General features: G+C 69.3%; 12 protein-coding genes and 1 tRNA gene. 2 read left to right on the top strand and 11 right to left on the bottom strand.

The genetic code is table 11. The features are described from left to right. Window positions 1-26: 26 nt before the first annotated feature. From H5398_RS13065 to H5398_RS13080, 4 genes are all read right to left on the bottom strand, one after another. Window positions 27-103: transfer RNA gene (locus H5398_RS13065), tRNA-Ile, on the bottom strand. A gap of 58 nt (window positions 104-161) precedes the next feature. Then, complete coding sequence (locus H5398_RS13070) at window positions 162-1,052, bottom strand: phosphoribulokinase (protein ID WP_182800299.1); 891 nt, start codon at window positions 1,050-1,052, stop codon at window positions 162-164. Window positions 1,053-1,064: 12 nt separating this feature from the next. Beyond that, complete coding sequence (locus H5398_RS13075) at window positions 1,065-2,132, bottom strand: class 1 fructose-1,6-bisphosphatase (RefSeq protein WP_182800300.1); 1,068 nt, start codon at window positions 2,130-2,132, stop codon at window positions 1,065-1,067. Between the two features lie 11 nt (window positions 2,133-2,143). Next, window positions 2,144-3,547 (bottom strand): ribulose-bisphosphate carboxylase, encoded by a 1,404-nt coding sequence (locus H5398_RS13080; protein WP_182800301.1) that lies wholly within the window; start codon window positions 3,545-3,547, stop codon window positions 2,144-2,146. Window positions 3,548-3,899: 352 nt separating this feature from the next. Between H5398_RS13080 and H5398_RS13085 the strand changes: the two genes are divergently transcribed. After that, window positions 3,900-4,721, top strand: a complete 822-nt coding sequence (locus H5398_RS13085) for a glycosyltransferase (RefSeq protein ID WP_370586125.1) — start codon at window positions 3,900-3,902, stop codon at window positions 4,719-4,721. 28 nt (window positions 4,722-4,749) lie between these two features. Here the strand turns inward: H5398_RS13085 and H5398_RS13090 are convergent, their stop codons facing one another. The 3 genes from H5398_RS13090 to gyrB are packed head-to-tail and all read right to left on the bottom strand — an operon-like array spanning window position 4,750 to window position 10,275. Beyond that, complete coding sequence (locus tag H5398_RS13090) at window positions 4,750-5,610, bottom strand: DUF3566 domain-containing protein (RefSeq protein WP_182781133.1); 861 nt, start codon at window positions 5,608-5,610, stop codon at window positions 4,750-4,752. After that, complete coding sequence (gyrA, locus tag H5398_RS13095; protein ID WP_182800302.1) at window positions 5,603-8,227, bottom strand: DNA gyrase subunit A; 2,625 nt, start codon at window positions 8,225-8,227, stop codon at window positions 5,603-5,605. The genes H5398_RS13090 and gyrA overlap by 8 nt, the downstream gene beginning before the upstream one ends. Window positions 8,228-8,277: 50 nt before the next feature. Next, a complete protein-coding gene (gene gyrB / locus H5398_RS13100; RefSeq protein ID WP_182781881.1) occupies window positions 8,278-10,275 on the bottom strand; it encodes a DNA topoisomerase (ATP-hydrolyzing) subunit B in 1,998 nt (665 codons plus the stop codon). 336 nt (window positions 10,276-10,611) lie between these two features. Here gyrB and H5398_RS13105 point away from each other — a divergent pair, with 336 nt between their 5' ends. Continuing rightward, on the top strand, window positions 10,612-11,361 hold the full coding sequence (locus H5398_RS13105; protein ID WP_182781131.1) for a sulfite exporter TauE/SafE family protein: 750 nt from the start codon (window positions 10,612-10,614) through the stop codon (window positions 11,359-11,361). A 7-nt stretch (window positions 11,362-11,368) separates the two neighbouring features. Here H5398_RS13105 and H5398_RS13110 read toward each other — a convergent pair whose 3' ends face one another. The 4 genes from H5398_RS13110 to recF form a co-directional block, all read right to left on the bottom strand. Beyond that, window positions 11,369-12,739 (bottom strand): M23 family metallopeptidase, encoded by a 1,371-nt coding sequence (locus H5398_RS13110; protein WP_182800303.1) that lies wholly within the window; start codon window positions 12,737-12,739, stop codon window positions 11,369-11,371. A gap of 129 nt (window positions 12,740-12,868) precedes the next feature. Next, window positions 12,869-13,504: an SIMPL domain-containing protein gene (locus H5398_RS13115; RefSeq protein WP_182781129.1), complete on the bottom strand. Its 636-nt coding sequence runs from the start codon at window positions 13,502-13,504 to the stop codon at window positions 12,869-12,871. A 16-nt stretch (window positions 13,505-13,520) separates the two neighbouring features. Then, entirely contained in the window at window positions 13,521-14,048 is a 528-nt protein-coding gene (locus H5398_RS13120) for a DUF721 domain-containing protein (RefSeq protein WP_182800304.1), read from the bottom strand. Window positions 14,049-14,639: 591 nt separating this feature from the next. Beyond that, the gene (recF, locus tag H5398_RS13125; protein WP_182800305.1) at window positions 14,640-15,794 is read right to left on the bottom strand and encodes a DNA replication/repair protein RecF; all 1,155 of its coding nucleotides are present in this window, start codon (window positions 15,792-15,794) and stop codon (window positions 14,640-14,642) included. Between the last annotated feature and the right edge of the window lie 6 nt (window positions 15,795-15,800).

Here is a 15,800-nt window from a genome sequence, read left to right on the forward strand (position 1 = left end):
GACCAGCGTGGTGAACGCTTCTCCGTTGGTGGGCCTAACTGGACTTGAACCAGTGACCTCTGCCTTATCAGGGCAGCGCTCTAACCGTCTGAGCTATAGGCCCGTTCACCGACGCGTAACTCTAGCGCACCGCTCGCCGGGGCAGCAAACAGACCCCCGACTCAGCTGATGGCGCGGGCCCTCGCCTTCCGACTGGCCTCGACCAGCCGCCAGATCAGCGGGGTGAAGATCAGCTGCATGGCCAGGTGCATCTTCCCGCCGGGCACGACGATGCTGTTGGCCCGCGACATGAATGAGCCGTCGATCATCGACAGCAGGTAGGGGAAGTCGATGCCACGCGGGTCCGCGAAGCGGATCACCACCATCGACTCGTCCAGCGTCGGGATCCAGCCGGCGATGAACGGGTTGGACGTGTCCACCACGGGCACCCGCTGGAAGTTGATGTGCGTGTTGGAGAACTGCGGGCAGATGTAGTGCACGTAGTCGGGCATCCGGTTGAGGATCGTGTCGGTGACCGCCTCCGTCGAGTAGCCGCGGGTGTTCCGGTCCCGGTGCAGCTTCTGGATCCACTCGAGGTTGATGATCGGCACCACCCCGATCCGCAGGTCCACGTGCCGGGCGACGTCGACGGTGTCGGTGCGCACCGCGCCATGCAGGCCCTCGTAATACAGGAGGTCGGTGCCGCCGGGGAGGTCCTCCCACGGGGTGAAGGTGCCTGGTGGCCGCCCGTAGATCCGCGCTTCCTCGTCGTCGTGGACGTACTGGCGCACCCGTCCGGTCCCGGTCCGGCCGTACTCAGCGAAGAGCTGCTCGAGCTCGACGAAGAGGTTCGCCTCCGGCCCGAAGTGGCTGGGCGCGATCTCGCCGGTCTCGAGGGCAGCGGCGTAGACCGCCTTCATCTCCGCCCGGTCGTAGCGGTGGAAGGAGTCGCCGTGGATCACCGACGACGTGATGGACTCCCGGGCGAAGATCTGCGCAAATGTGTCGGTGACGGTGGTGGTGCCCGCCCCCGAGGAGCCGGTGATGGCGACGACTGGATGCTGATCGGACATGGCTTCCGTCTCCTAAGGCTCGATGAACAGGGTGCGGCTGTGGAACAGCGGATACGACGAGCCTTCGTCGAGTCCCTGCTCGTGTTCGCGGTAGTACCGCTCGACGCGCGCCACCTCGTCGGCGGCGCCGAAGTAGACGGGCAGGCGCTGGGTGAGGGAGGTCGGGACCACGTCGAGGACCCGCTGGGCGCCGGTGGTGGCCGCGCCGCCCGCCTGCTCCGCCAGGAGCGCCAGCGGGGCCGCGTTGTGCATCAGCGGCACCCCCCAGAGAGCGCCGCGACGGCCGGTGTCGGGCGCCATGAACATCCCGCCGTGGACGAGGATGCGGAACGCCCCGATCACGGCGGACGCGTTCCACCGCATCTTGAAGTCACGCCCGCGCGGACCGTCGGCCCCCCGGAGGCACTCGTCGACGTACCGCTTCGTGTACGCCGGCCAGTGCATGGCCTCCGACGGGTTGATGGCGAAGCTGTCGGACCGGCTCGGGATCGTCATGCCCCGATCAGTCAGCACGAAGTTGCCGACGTCGCGGTCCAGGGTGAAGCCGTCCACCCCCCGGCCCGTCGTCAGCACCAGCCGCGTGCTCGGACCGTACAGCCCGAGCCCGGCTGCCACCTGCCTGCAGCCCGGCTGCAGGAAATCGGCCTCGGTGCAGGGCGCATCGACCTCTGCGCGCTCCAGGATGGAAAACGCCAGCCCCGCCGTCTGGTTCTCGCACAGGTTGACCGACCCGTGCAGGGCCTCGAAGACCAGGAGGTACCGGGCGCGGGGCGAGCCGGAGATCCGGTGGATGCTCGGGTCCCCGGCCACCGATACGGCGGCCAACTGCTCAATGCCGGAGGCCTGCTCGAGCAGGATCCTGGTGGCGAGCCGGCGCAGCCCCCGGTGGAGCTGGGCGTGATCCGCTTGGCCCTCGTGAGCGACCGCGCCGAGCGACAACCGGCCACGGCTCACCATGGCCGCGGTGAGCTTCACCGCCACCGCCACAGCGCTCAGAATGTGGGCGTAGTCGTGGGCCGGGGAATCGTCGCGCTCGTCGTGGAGGTCCAGGAGGTACTGGGTCAAGGTCCGCGGCGCCATGACCGTCTTCCTCAGGGGGTGGCGACGGAGGGGGTGGGTCCACCGGCGACGCCCAGAGCCTGGCGCCATCCGGGGTAGAGGAGGTCCGCGTCGGCCGGGAACGACTCGAAGGCCCGCGCGAACTCGCGATGCTCGACGGCCCACTCGACGGGGTCGGCGCCGGCCGCCCAGCACTCGTGCGCCTGCCGGAGCGACCTTCCGCCCGCGGCGGCGCCGTCGAGGTGGCCGTAGGCGCCGCCGCCCGCGGTGTTGATGACGTTGGCGTGGCCGAGGTTGGCGAAGAAGCCCGGCAGCCGCAGCGCGTTCATGCCCCCGGAGACGATCGGGGTGGTGGGGCGCATCCCGTGCCACTCCTGGAAGTAGGCCGGGCCCTGGTACTCGTCGCGTTCGCAGATGTAGGCGATGGCGCGGTCGTCGCGGGCGCCCTCCATCTTCCCGTAGCCCATGGTGCCGACGTGGATGCCCGAGGCGCCCTGCAGCCTGGCCATCTTGGCCAGCACGTAGGCGGTGTAGCCGCGCTTGGAGCTGGGTGAGGTGACCGCCCCGTGGCCTGCGCGGTGGTAGTGGAGGTACTGCCTGGAGAAGTAGCGGCGGGCCGTCGTCACGGCGCTCGGGCCGCCGACGTAGCCGTCGACGAGGAAGGCCACCTTGTCGGCATCCGGGCCGAAGGCCTCGAGGATGAACTCTCCGCGCGCGATCATCTCGGAGTGGTCGTCGGCGGTGATGTTGGCGCTGAACAGCTTCGCCTCGCCGGTCTCGTCCATCGCCCGCTTCATCGCGTCGTAGACCAGCGGGATGGTTGTGCGCATGGGCGAGAACACCTGGTTGCCCTGCGGCTCGTCGTTCTTGATGAAGTCCCCGCCCAGCCAGAACTCGTAGGCGGCCCGCGCGAACGGTTCCGGGCGCAGGCCCAGCTTTGGCTTGATGATCGTGCCGGCGATGTACCCGCCGTCGGTGACCGGCCGGCCGAGGATCCGCCAGAGGTCCGAGATGCCCATGGCCGGGCCGTCGAACAGGTTGATCGCGGCGCGCGGCACGTAGAAGTCGTACATCTTCGCGTACTCGATGTCGCCCATGCCCTGGTTGTTGCCGATGGTCAGGGTGAGGAACGAGACCATCATCATCCGGCCGTCGATGATGTTGCGGTCGAACAGGTCCAGCGGGTAGGCGATCCGCATCTCCTCCGCGGCCTCGTCGACGTGGTAGACGATGGCGTCGAAGCCCTTGGTGAAGTCGTCGGTGGTGGACACCTCGACGTTGGTGCCCGTCGACGACTCGGCGGCGAAATGCGCGGCTGCCTCGAGGTAGGAGCCGGACTTCGGCTTCATGGTGTAGGCGCACAGGATGTGCTGTCCTCCCGCGATGAGGTCTTCCTCGCGAAGGCTGAGATCGGCGTAACGGGCAGTTTGGTCCACGGTGACTCCTCGAAGGAACGGGTCGAGCTTCGGTGCTTCCGCCTGCGGTGTACTTCACGGTAAGCCACTACATCGCGTAGTACGTCGACGGCGGTGCGTTGGTGCGGGGCCAGCCCTGCGTACCTGCACAGATGCGCAGGGGCGCCTGCTGACGGCTCGCACTGCGGCGCCCGTCCGACCGGGACTTCGCTGATCGTGGCGGACGTCTCGGCCACCGCGGGTTGAGCCACGCGCTGACGGTGTCGGCCCGTAGACTCGAAGGCAGCGAAGCGAGCGGCGGGAGGTGGATGATGGCGGGCTCGGGTGAACACGTAAAGGCGCTGGTGAGGAGCCGTCGGACATCACCAACGTGGTGCGCAACTGCATCGAGTCCGGGCGCTACGGCGCGGCCGCTCACCTGCTCACGACCTATCTCGCCAACGACCTGTGCGTGGCGGTCTCGGAGTACACCCGCGACCTGATCGTCAGCGAGGCGGCCCTGCTGGACGCCGACCACGGCACCGACTTTGCCGAGCAGTGTCGCCGCAAGGTCGCGATCTCGTACCCGGCCATCAACGCGGCCCAGTTCACAGACCTGGACCCGCACGGCACGGACGACGCGCTCGTGGCCCGCGGCCTGTCGCGTGGGGGGTACGTCCTGTTCCTCTCGCGGCTCAGCCTGGCGAAGGGCGTCGACGATCTCATCGAGGGCTTCGGGCGCAGCGCCGCCAGCGAACGGGTCAGTCTCGTCATCGCCGGCAACGGCCCGGAGGCGCCACGGCTCCGCGAGCTGGCCGACCGGTCGCCGGTGGCCGGCCGGATCCTGTTCCTGAACGACGTCGACGACGACGAGAGGTCCCACCTGATGGCCGGGAGCGCGGCGTTCGTGCTGCCCAGCAAGCCCATCCCCGAGTTCGTCGAGACGTTCGGGATCGCGCTGGTGGAGAGCATGCTCGCCGGAGGCGGGCCCGTCATCACCACCACCACGGGTGGGATCGGCGAGGCGGTGGGCGACTGCGCCCTCTTCATCGGCGTGGAGGATCCCGACGGCATCGCGGCGGCCCTCGACCACGCGGTCCTGGTGATGACCGACGCCGAGCGCGCCGACCTGGCCGACCGTGCCCTCCGGCACGCGCTGCAGTTCGACCGCACCGCCGTCTACGAGCGGCTGATCGCCCGCATCCCCGCCCCCTGACCATCACGAGCCAGGGGTGGGAGCGGGATCAGTCCTCGGCGAGCGTGATCTCCAGGCCGCCCATCACCGTGGCGGCAAGGTTGTACAGGAACGCGAACAGCGTGGCCACCGCGGTGATGATCACGACGTCGACCGCCGCCACCACCGTCGCGAACCCCAGCACGCGCGAGGCGCTGAGGAAGTCCCCAATGTTGAACGCCGTGTCCTGATCCCCGATGAGGGTGTTGATGAACGTGTTGGCGGACTCCAGGGCCCCGGACCCTGCGAGCACCGACCACAGCATGAACGCGGCCACCACCATCATCACGCCGAAGGCGATCGAGAACAGGAACGTGGTCTTCATCACGGACCACGGGTCGATCCGCGACAGCCTCAGCCGCGCCTTCCGGGTCCGACGGCTCGGGTGCGCGGTCCGCGCCTCGGCCTCAGCGGGGAGAGTGCTCGCCACGGGTACGAAGGTGGCGGCGCGCGACGGGGTGGTCACCGCGCCAGGGGACCCACCGGGTACACCAGGCCCCTCGCCCGGGGCCGCCGCGGGCTTGGGCGTCACCGCGACCTTCGCCTTCGCCGCCCACTCCTGGGCGACACGGGCCGCACGCCCGGCCACTGCCGGAATGGTGCGGGTCTGGTCTGCAGCCTCCGCCTGCGGGGCGGCCGAGGCCGGCTCCGAAGGGGCATTCACGGGGGCGGGCGAGAACGACGGCCCGGACGACGGGGACGCCGGCGTGCCCGACGACGGGGCGCTGGACGCATGCGTCGGCCCGTCACCGTTGATCACCGGCACCGCCGGACTGACGGGCGCCGGGGCGTCCGACGGCGCTCGGTGCGGAGAGAAGTCGAGGCCGGAGGCCCCGGAGGCGGATGGCCAGCGCGGCGAGTTCTCACTCATCGGCGCCCTCCTCGCTGTTCGGCTCCTGCTCCGCCTGGCTGGCGGTGCTGACATCTACCGTACTCTCTGCAGCGTCCTCGGCACCCTCGTCCAACTCCGCGTCCTGGTCTGCCGGGGCGTCCTCCAGCTCAACCTCGGACTCGGGGTAGAGCGCGATGGCCCCCACCGAGTCGTCGCCCTTGACGCCGACGAACTTCACACCCATGGTGTCTCTGCCCTTGACAGGGACATCGGCCACCGCCGAGCGGGTCACCTGGCCGGAGACCTTGATCGCCAGCACCTCGTCGGCCTCGCCCACGATGAGGCCGCCCACGAGCGAGCCGCGATCCTCGTTGAGACGCATCGCCTTGATGCCCAGCCCGCCGCGACCCTGCTGCCGGTACGAGTCCACCGGGGTGCGCTTCGCGAACCCGCCGTCGGTCACCGTGAACACGAACTGGCCCTCAAGGTCGTCATCTGCCCGGAGCACCGCCATGGACAGCAGCTCGTCGCCGGAGCGGAACTTCATGCCCGTCACGCCGGAGGTGGCCCGGCCCATCGGCCGCAGCTGCGAATCGTCGGCCTGGAAGCGGATCGCCTGACCCTTGCGCGAGATCAGCAGCACGTCGTCGCTGGCGCTCACCAGGGAGGCGCCGATCAGCTCGTCGGTCTCCTCACGGAAGTTGATGGCGATCACGCCGGCCTGCCGCGGCGAGTCATAGGTCTTGAGGTCGGTCTTCTTCACCAGCCCGTGCTTGGTGGCCAGCAGCAGGTACTCGGCGTCCTCGTAGCCGCGGATGGCCAGCACCTGCGCGATCTTCTCCTCGGGCAGGAAGCTGAGCAGGCCGGCCACGTGCCCGCCCTTCGCGTCTCGGCCCGCCTCTGGCAGCTGCCACGCCTTGGCGCGGTAGACGCGCCCGAAGTTGGTGAAGAACAGCAACCACTGGTGGTTGGTGGTCATGAAGAGGTGCTGCACCTCGTCGTCGGCCCGGAGGGTGGCCCCGCGCACGCCCTTGCCGCCGCGCTTCTGCACCCGGTACTGGTCCGCGCGGGTGCGCTTGGCGTAGCCGCCGTGGGTGATGGTGACCACCACGTCCTCGTCGGGGATGAAGTCCTCGTCGGAGAAGTCACCGTCCGCCGCGACGATCCGGGTGCGGCGATCGTCGCCGTACTTGTCCACGATCTCCTGCAGCTCGGTGGCGATGATGGCGCGCTGGCGCTCCTCGTTGGCGAGGATGTCCTTGAGGTCCTGGATCTTCGCCTCCAGCACCAGCAGGTGGTCGATGATCTTCTGCCGCTCGAGCGCGGCCAGACGGCGCAGCTGCATGTCCAGGATGGCGGTGGCCTGCAGCTGGTCGATGTCCAGCAGGTCCATGAGGCCCTCGCGGGCCTCCTCGGTGTTCGGGGAGCGACGGATGAGCGCGATCACCTCGTCGAGGGCGTCGAGTGCCTTGACCAGGCCGCGGTAGATGTGGGCCTGCTTCTCGGCGTCGTCGAGCTGGTACTGCGTACGGCGACGGATGACCTCGAGCTGGTGCTTGATCCACAGCGAGATGAACTGGTCCAGGCGCAGGGTGCGGGGCACCTCGTCGACGATGGCCAGCATGTTGCAGCCGAACGTGTCCTGCAGCGACGTGTGCTTGTACAGGTTGTTCATCACGACGCGCGGCTGGGCGTCGCGCTTGAGCACGATGACGAGGCGCTGGCCGGTGCGGGCGGAGGTGTCGTCGCGGATGTCCGCGATGCCGGTGAGCTTGCCGGCGTTGACCAGGTCCGCGATCCGCTGGGCGAGCGCGTCGGGGTTGCACATGTAGGGCAGCTCGTTGATGACGAGCAGCTGGCGACCCTTCGGGTCCTCCTCCATGTTGATCACCGCGCGCATGGTGACCGACCCGCGACCGGTGCGGTACGCCTCTTCGATCCCGCTGCGGCCGACGATGAGGGCGCCGCCCGGGAAGTCGGGGCCCTGAATGCGGTGCATGGCCGCGTCGAGGAGTTCCTCGCGGGTGGCCTGCGGGTGCGCCAGCGCCCACTGCACGGCGTCGTTGACCTCGCGCAGGTTGTGGCTGGGGATGTTGGTGGCCATGCCGACGGCGATGCCGGTGGACCCGTTGACCAGCAGGTTCGGGAACCGGGCCGGCAGGACCACCGGCTCCTGCTCACGGTTGTCGTAGTTGGGGCGGAAATCGACGGTGTTCTGCTCGATCTCGCGCACCATCTCGGCCGCGGGGTTGGCCAGCTTGCACTCGGTGTACCGCATGGCCGCGGCCTTGTCGTTGCCCTGGGAGCCGAAGTTGCCCTGCCCTGTGACCAGCGGCAGGCGCATCGCCCACGGCTGCGCGAGGCGCACGAGGGTGTCGTAGATGGCCGTGTCACCGTGGGGGTGATACAGGCCCATGACCTCGCCGACCACGCGGGAACACTTGTTCCAGCCGCGGTCCGGGCGGTAGCCGCCGTCCCACATCGCGTACAGGACGCGCCGGTGGACCGGCTTCAGCCCGTCGCGCACATCCGGCAGGGCGCGCCCGACGATGACGCTCATCGCGTAGTCCAGGTAGGAGCGCTGGATCTCCACCTGCAGGTCGATGGGGTCCACCCGACCGAATGCCGGGGGGGTCAGGGTGCCGTCGTCAGCCATCAGTTCTCAAACCTTCCGAAAATCCACAAACTCTGGGGGGGTGGCGCTGCTCAGATATCGAGGAAGCGCACGTCGCGCGCGTTGCGCTGGATGAACGTGCGGCGCTGCTCGACGTCCTCGCCCATCAGGATCGAGAACATCTGATCCGCCATGGCCGCGTCCTCGATGGTGACCTGCAGCAGGATCCGCTTCTCCGGATCCATCGTGGTGTCCCACAGATCATCTGCGTTCATCTCACCCAGGCCCTTGTAGCGCTGGATGGGGTTGACCTGGGGCAGCTTCTTGCCCTCGGCCAGACCCTTCTCCCGCAGTCCGTCGCGCTCGGTGTCGCCGTAGGCCAGTTCGTGCGCGGCGTTGGTCCACCGCAGCCTGAACAGCGGCGGCTGGGCCAGGTACACGTGGCCGGCCTCGATGAGGGGCCGCATGAACCGGAACAGCAGCGTGAGCAGCAGGGTGCGGATGTGGGCGCCGTCGACGTCCGCGTCCGCCATCAGGACGAGCTTGTGGTAGCGCAGCTTGTCCAGGTTGAAGTCCTCCTGCATGCCGGCGCCGAGGGCGTTGATGATCGCCTCGACCTCCTTGTTGGCGAGGATGCGGTCGATGCGGGCCTTCTCCACGTTGAGGATCTTGCCGCGGATGGGGAGGATGGCCTGGGTGCGGGGGTCGCGGCCGCCTCGGGCCGAACCGCCGGCCGAGTCGCCCTCGACGATGAACAGCTCGCACTCGCTGGGGTCCGTGGACTGGCAGTCCACCAGCTTGCCCGGCAGACCCGAGCCGCCGAGCAGCCCCTTGCGGGAGCGGGCCATGTCACGCGCCTTGCGGGCGGCGATGCGGGCCGCGGCCGCGGACTGCGACTTGCGGACGATGTCCTTGCCCTCGGCCGGGTTGCGCTCGAACCAGTCACCCAGGCGGTCGTTGAGGACGCGCTGCACGAACGACTTGGCCTCGGTGTTGCCCAGCTTGGTTTTGGTCTGACCCTCGAACTGCGGCTCGGACACCTTGATCGAGACGATGGCGGTGAGGCCCTCGCGGATGTCGTCGCCGGCCACGCGGTCCTCGCGCTTCTTGATCAACCCCCAGGATTCGCCCCAGCGGTTGACCGTGTTGGTCAACGCCGCACGGAAGCCCTCCTCGTGGGTGCCGCCCTCGTGCGTGTTGATGGTGTTGGCGAACGTGTAGACGCTGCTGGTGTAGGACGTGTTCCACTGCATCGCGATCTCCACACCCATGCCCTGGTCCGGGGCGTGCGCCTCGACGGCGATCACGGTGGGGTGGATGGCGTCTTTGCCGGAGGACAGGTACTTGACGTAGTCGGTGAGGCCGTCGGCGTACTGGAATTCGTCGTAAGGGGTGTCGGTCTCCCCCTCGTCGCCGGTGGCCACCTGCCGGTCCGCGCGCAGGTCGATCAGTGAGATGCGCAGGCCCTTGTTGAGGAAGGCCATCTCGCGGAAGCGGGTGGCGAGCGTGTCGTAGTTGTAGCGGGTGGTCTCGAAGATCTCGTTCGAGGCGTAGAACGTGATGGTGGTGCCGGTCTCGGCCGACTCCTCCAGGCGCTCCAACTCGGTCACCGGGACGCCGAGGTGGAAGGTCTGCTGCCAGCGGTAGCCGTCTCGGGTGACCTCGACGATCAGCTTGTCCGACAGCGCGTTGACGACGGAGGAGCCCACGCCGTGAAGGCCGCCGGAGACCTTGTAGCCGCCCTCGCCGAACTTGCCGCCGGCGTGCAGCACCGTCAGCACCAGCGTGACGGTGGGGATCTTCTCGATCGGGTGCTCCTTGACGGGAATACCGCGGCCGTTGTCCTTGACCCGGACCCCGCCGTCGTCCAGGAGCTCGACGTCGATGGAATCGCAGTAGCCCGCGAGGGCCTCGTCCACAGAGTTGTCCACAATCTCGTAGACAAGGTGGTGCAGCCCGCGCTCGCCGGTGGAGCCGATGTACATGCCCGGGCGCTTGCGGACCGCCTCGAGGCCCTCCAGGACCGAGATCTGATCCGCGTCGTAGAGCCCGGTGACCGTGTTGTCCGCTGAGTCCTGCAAGCCCTCCATGCGCTCACTCAGATTGAAGTCCTCGTCCACCTGCACGTCGTCCGTCACAAAAGCTCCTGTCCACACAAACGGGCGCCGGGCTGGCCGGCGCCGTTGATCGTGCCAATTCTACCGTGTCCGGGCACAAAACCGGACATCGACGGGGGGTCAATGCCGCCTGAAACGGGCCCAGGGCACGATTGGCGCCGATCATGGGGGCAGACGCAAGGTCCCCTATCCATCCGGAGCCGGTAGCGCGGCAAATCGCCGGGAATGGGGCGGGTGGTCGGAGGGTCGATGCATTGGGACGACGGCGGGGCGGTGGAGTAGCCTTCCCGCGACAGAGGGAGTCCCAGCATGGAGTGGACGTGGATCGCGGCGGCAGCGGCTGCCCTCATCATCGGCATCGCCAAAACCAGCTTCGGCGGCCTCGGCTCCCTCGCCGTCGCGCTGCTCGCTCTGGCGCTGCCCACCAAGGAGTCCACCGCCGCCGCACTGCTGCTCCTCATCACCGGCGACATCATCGGCGTGCTGCGCTACCGCCGCTCCGCCGACTGGTCGCTGCTCAAGGCACTCCTGCCCTCGGTCGTGCCCGGAATCCTGCTCGGCGCCCTGTTCATCCAGTTCGTCGACGACCTGGTGCTGCGCCGATCGATCGGCGCCATCCTGCTCGTCTCGGTGCTGCTCCAACTCGTCTTGTCGACCCTGGCCCGACGGCGCGCCCCGGACCCCACCGTCGACGACGGGCCTCCGCATCGGGCGCTGACGATGGGCGCGGGTGTCGCGGCGGGGTTCACGACGATGGCCGCCAACGCCGCTGGACCGGTGATGGCGGTCTACCTCCAGCTGGCGAAGGTGGAGAAGATGCGCTTCCTCGGCACCTCAGCGTGGTTCTACTTCATCGTCAACGTGGCGAAGACGCCCTTGACCGCATCACTCGGATTGTTCACGCCGCAGGTGATGCTCACCGTCGCGTGGGGAATCCCGGTGGTCCTCTTCGGCACGGTGATCGGGGTGGCGCTGATCCACCGCGTGCCACAGAGGACGTTCGACGTGGTGACGCTGCTCACCTCGATCATCGCGGCCGGAGCGCTGCTGATCATCTGACCGGGCGTCACGGCGTAGCTGAGGCGTCCTCGCTGGGCGGGGGCGGTGCATCCGTGGTGGGTTCAGGATCTGCCGGGGGCGGCGGAGGTGGCTCCGGTTCAGGCTCCGGTTCTGGTTCGGGCTCAGGCGCCGGCGGCGGTGGCGGCGGTGGCGGCGGTGACTCCGTCGTGGGGTCCGGCTCTGGAGCCTGGGTGGTGGGCTCGGGAGCTGGGGCCTCGGACGAGGGATCCGGCGCCGTGGACGACGGAGGCGGCGTGCTCTCCGACTCGGTGGCCGAGGGGAGGGGCGAGGTGTCGCTGGGCGATGGTTCGCTTGTGCTGGGGGTGGACGACTCGCTCGCACTCGGAGAATCGCTCGCACTAGGCGAATCGCTGGGGCTGATCGACGGGCTGGGGCTCGCCGACGCCCACGGGCTGAGGCTCGTCGACGGGCTCACGCTCGGGGACGGGCTCGGCTCCCCGGTCAGGCTCGCGATGAGGCTGTCCCACACGCTCTGGGTGGGAACCTCGCTGGCCTCGGCGCTGGGCGACAGGCCCAGGACGAGGCTGGGCGTGGTGGAGGAGCCGTCAACGTCGAGGAAGGCGATGTCCCTCAGGTCCACCCGTGTGGGCTGGCCGTTCAGCCACGGCTCCGGGTCCGTGAACCGGCCGTTGACGATCACCTCGAAATGCAGGTGACAACCGGTGGAGTAGCCGGTGTTGCCCACGCGGCCCACGCCGTCGAGGGCGTCGACCTGCTGCCCCACCCTCACACCGATGGCGGAGAGATGGTTGTAGGTGGTGACCACGCGGTAGCCGGCGAGCATGCCGTGGTCGATCTTGACCTGGATGCCGTTCCCGCCGGCCCAGCCTGCTGAGACAACGCGCCCGGCCGCGGCCGCGCCGACGGGGGTGCCGCACGGGGCTGCGAAGTCCAGGCCGGTGTGCAGCTTCCAGACGCGAAGGATGGGGTGGTAGCGCATCCCGAACACCGACGTCCGGCGCCCGTTGACGGGCATCGAGAGGAGGTCGCCGCCTGCCTTCTCGCCCACGGACCCGATGGCCGTCTCCTCCGGGATGGTCTCCGGCTCTGGCGCTGGCGGGGCCTCGGCGGGCCTGGGTCCGTCCAGCGGGACGATCTGCGGAGTAGGGGCGCTGAACGGGTCGAAGCTGCCGGGGGCCTCGTCGAACGACCAGCCTTCGAGGCGGTAGCCCAGCGGACTCGACGGCGAGGCCGTCGACGTGGGATAGGTGACCGGGCCGGGCGCCACCAGCATCACCGGCGGGACCGGGACGGCCTCAATGGCCGTCAGCGGTTCCTGCCCATACGTGACGGCTCCTCCAACCAGGGCCGCCGAGATCGCAGCAGCGACCACCGACGACAGCCCTCGAAGCTTCATCCAGTCCCCCGATGCCGGTTAGCTCATACCCGCCCATCGAATCACGCCCAGGGCCGGATGGGAAGGAGTTGGAGCACTGGGTCTGAAAGGGAATTCGCGCCCGGCGTGTCGCGGGTGCCGTCGTCGAGCCTAAGCCGCGGTGAACTCGACGGTCAGGCTCACGGAGATCTCGACGTCCTGAGGGTCCAGATCGATCGACGGCGCCGAGTCCATCATCGCCCGCGACGCCTTCCTCGCCGACGCCAACGGCACGATCCCGCCACCCTGGTCCTGCACCGCCACCGCTTCGACGCCTCCCCGGCGCGCCGCCGTCGAGATCCATTCGGCACGACGGTGGGCATCGTCGAACGCATCGGCAAGGGCCCTGGGCTGCACCTCGGCGAGCGTGGAGTCACGGAGTCGCCAGTCCAGCCAGCCCACCTGCACCCCGGGTGTCGCGGCGAGGGTGCCGAGGATGTCACCGAGGGCGGCGAGATCGTCGACGATGAAGGAGCCGCGGACCTCCGCGGTGTGCTGGGGCGCCTGGGGCTGCCCGCGGGTGTTGAGCGGAGTCGAGGTCCACGTGCGGAGGCTGGTGAGCTTGACGTCGCGAACCACCCCTGAGGCGAGGGGCTGCTCGAGTTGTGCCCGGACGCGATCCGTCAGGCCGGCCGTGTCCGCGACGACGGAGTCGCGGTCCGGGCCGGTGAAGCCGACTGTCACGTTGACCGCGACGCACTCCGCCGGGAGCGTGATCCGGCTGGTGCCGGTGACTGTGATGCGCATGCGCTCAGCTTAGGTCTCAGCCGTAGGTGTCGCGGGGGCCGCGACCCTGAACCGAGCGGAGGCCCTTCTTCCAACTCGGTGGCCTCGGCCCCCGGAACTCGACACGCAACACCGTCTGTTCGCCCAGCGCGCGGTTGAGACGCGCCACGATCTGCGACGCCGCGTACTTCATGGCCGCGGCCCACGCAGTGGAGTCGCAATCCACGATCAGCACCCCATCGGCGTAGTTGACGGGCGTGGAGTGTTGAGCGTTGGACTCCCCCACCAGTTCGGGCCACCGTCGCAGCACCATCGAGAGGCTGATCCGACGTTGCCAGCCGCGCGCCTGGATGACGGTGTTGAGGACGTCACCGACGCGTTGGGGGTCGCGGTCGTCGGGATGGGCGCCGGAGCGCTGCTGCTCCATGGGGCGCTGTCGGCGGCGCGGGGTCTTCGGCGGCGCGGGTTCCGGAAGGACCACGCCGTAGGCCGCAGACTCGACGGCGGCGCGGGCGATCTCGGAGGCGAGGTCGAGCCCCGTCGGGTCGTGCGCCTCCTCGCTCATGCGGCCGACATTACCCGCCCCGCCGTCGGCCGACCCCGCCGTCGGTGCGGGGAGTCGGGAGTCGAGGCACGGGCGGCCGTTGTCCACGGTTGCACGCACCCGCCAGCTGCTCTCGGGCCCAGTGTCGAGGCCGCCCGTGCCTCGGCTCCCGTCTCCCCGCGCGATTCCCGGTGGCGTGGTCGAGTTCGGGCGCGTGCCGTCAGGGCGGCCATGGCGAGAGCCTGCCCGGGCGGGACGCCAGTCTCGTGACCCTCAGGCTGGGCACCCCGACGCAGAGCCGCCCTACCGTCCCCCACCCTCGCGCCCAACTCGCGTGCCGCGACTCCCGCCGCTTGCCTCACCGTCACTTCTGGTGCCGTAGTCGACACCAGAAGTGACACCCAGCCAACCATGCCGTTGGTCGAAGACTCAGGAGGACGCGACGAGACAGAAGGGCGGTGGGTGGTGGGGGCCGGGGCAGGTTGGGTGGGCGTTGATGACGGCGCGGCAGCGCGAAGCGCCGCCGCCGGCATCATGGGCGGCCCGGCCCCCACCACACGCCGCCGAACCTGACCACAACACCCGAGACCGCCAGACCCAGCCCCATCCACGTCAGGAAGGCAAGGCGGGGGTGACCGTTCCGGCGTCCACGCGGAAGCGATTCTCCGCCGGGAAGTCCGGCACATCCGCCCCCACGGCCGCGGTGATCAGCACCTGCTCGGCGTCCGCGATCGCCGCCGCCAACCGCTCCCGCCGCGACACGTCCAGCTCCGCGAACACGTCGTCCAACACCAGCACCGGCTCCACTCCGTCGTCGCGCACCAACGTGAAACCGCCCAACCGCAGCGCCAACGCCAACGACCACGACTCCCCGTGGGACGCGTACCCCTTGGCCGGCAGCGGTCCGATGGCCAACTCGACGTCGTCGCGCTGGGGGCCCACCAGCGTCACCCCCCGCGACACCTCGTCCCTGCGCACCCGCTCCAGCGCCTCCAGCAGCCGGCCGCGCAGCGCCGCCCTGACGTCCGCCCCCCCGGCCACCCCGTCGAGGTCCAGCGCGGTCTTGTACGACGCAGAGATCTGATTGTTCAGCGGCGCGATGGTCTCGTAGGCGCGCTGAGCGTGGGGAACCACGTCCGCCAAGGTGTCCAGCCGGGCGTGCAGCAGCTCGGCCCCCAGGGTGGCGAACTGGCCGTTCCAGACCTCCAGGGTGACGGCCTCGTCGCCGCCGCTGGGCACGAACGACCGGCCCGCCATCGCCTTGAGGAGCGCGTTTCGCTGCTTAAGTACCTTGTCGAGGTCCTGCCGCACGCCAGCCATCCGCGGCCAGCGCGTCACGACGAGGGAGTCCAGCCACGCACGCCGATCCGACGGGTCGTCGCGCACGATCGCCAGGTCCAGGGGCGAGAACACGACGGTGCGCAGCGCGCCGATCAGCTCCCGCGGGCGTCCCAACGGCGCCCGGTTCAGGCGCGCTACGTTGGAGCGGCCGTTGGCGATCTCCAGCTCCAGCGAGATCACCCGCGGATCCTCGCGGCCGGCCTGCACCTTGGCCCTCACCACCGCAGTCTCCGCGCCGGCCCGGATCAGCGGCGCCGTGGCCGCCACCCGGTGCGAGGACATGGTGGACAGGTATTCGATGGCCTCCACCAGGTTGGTCTTGCCCTGACCGTTGGAGCCGACGAACACCGTGACCCCCGACGACAGAGTCAGCGACGCCTCCGTGTAGTTGCGGAAGTCGATCAGTGCGAGTTCGGTGACGAACACCTACCC

The sequence above is a fragment of the Tessaracoccus sp. MC1679 genome (genome assembly GCF_014164775.1).
Taxonomy (GTDB): Bacteria; Actinomycetota; Actinomycetes; order Propionibacteriales; family Propionibacteriaceae; genus Arachnia.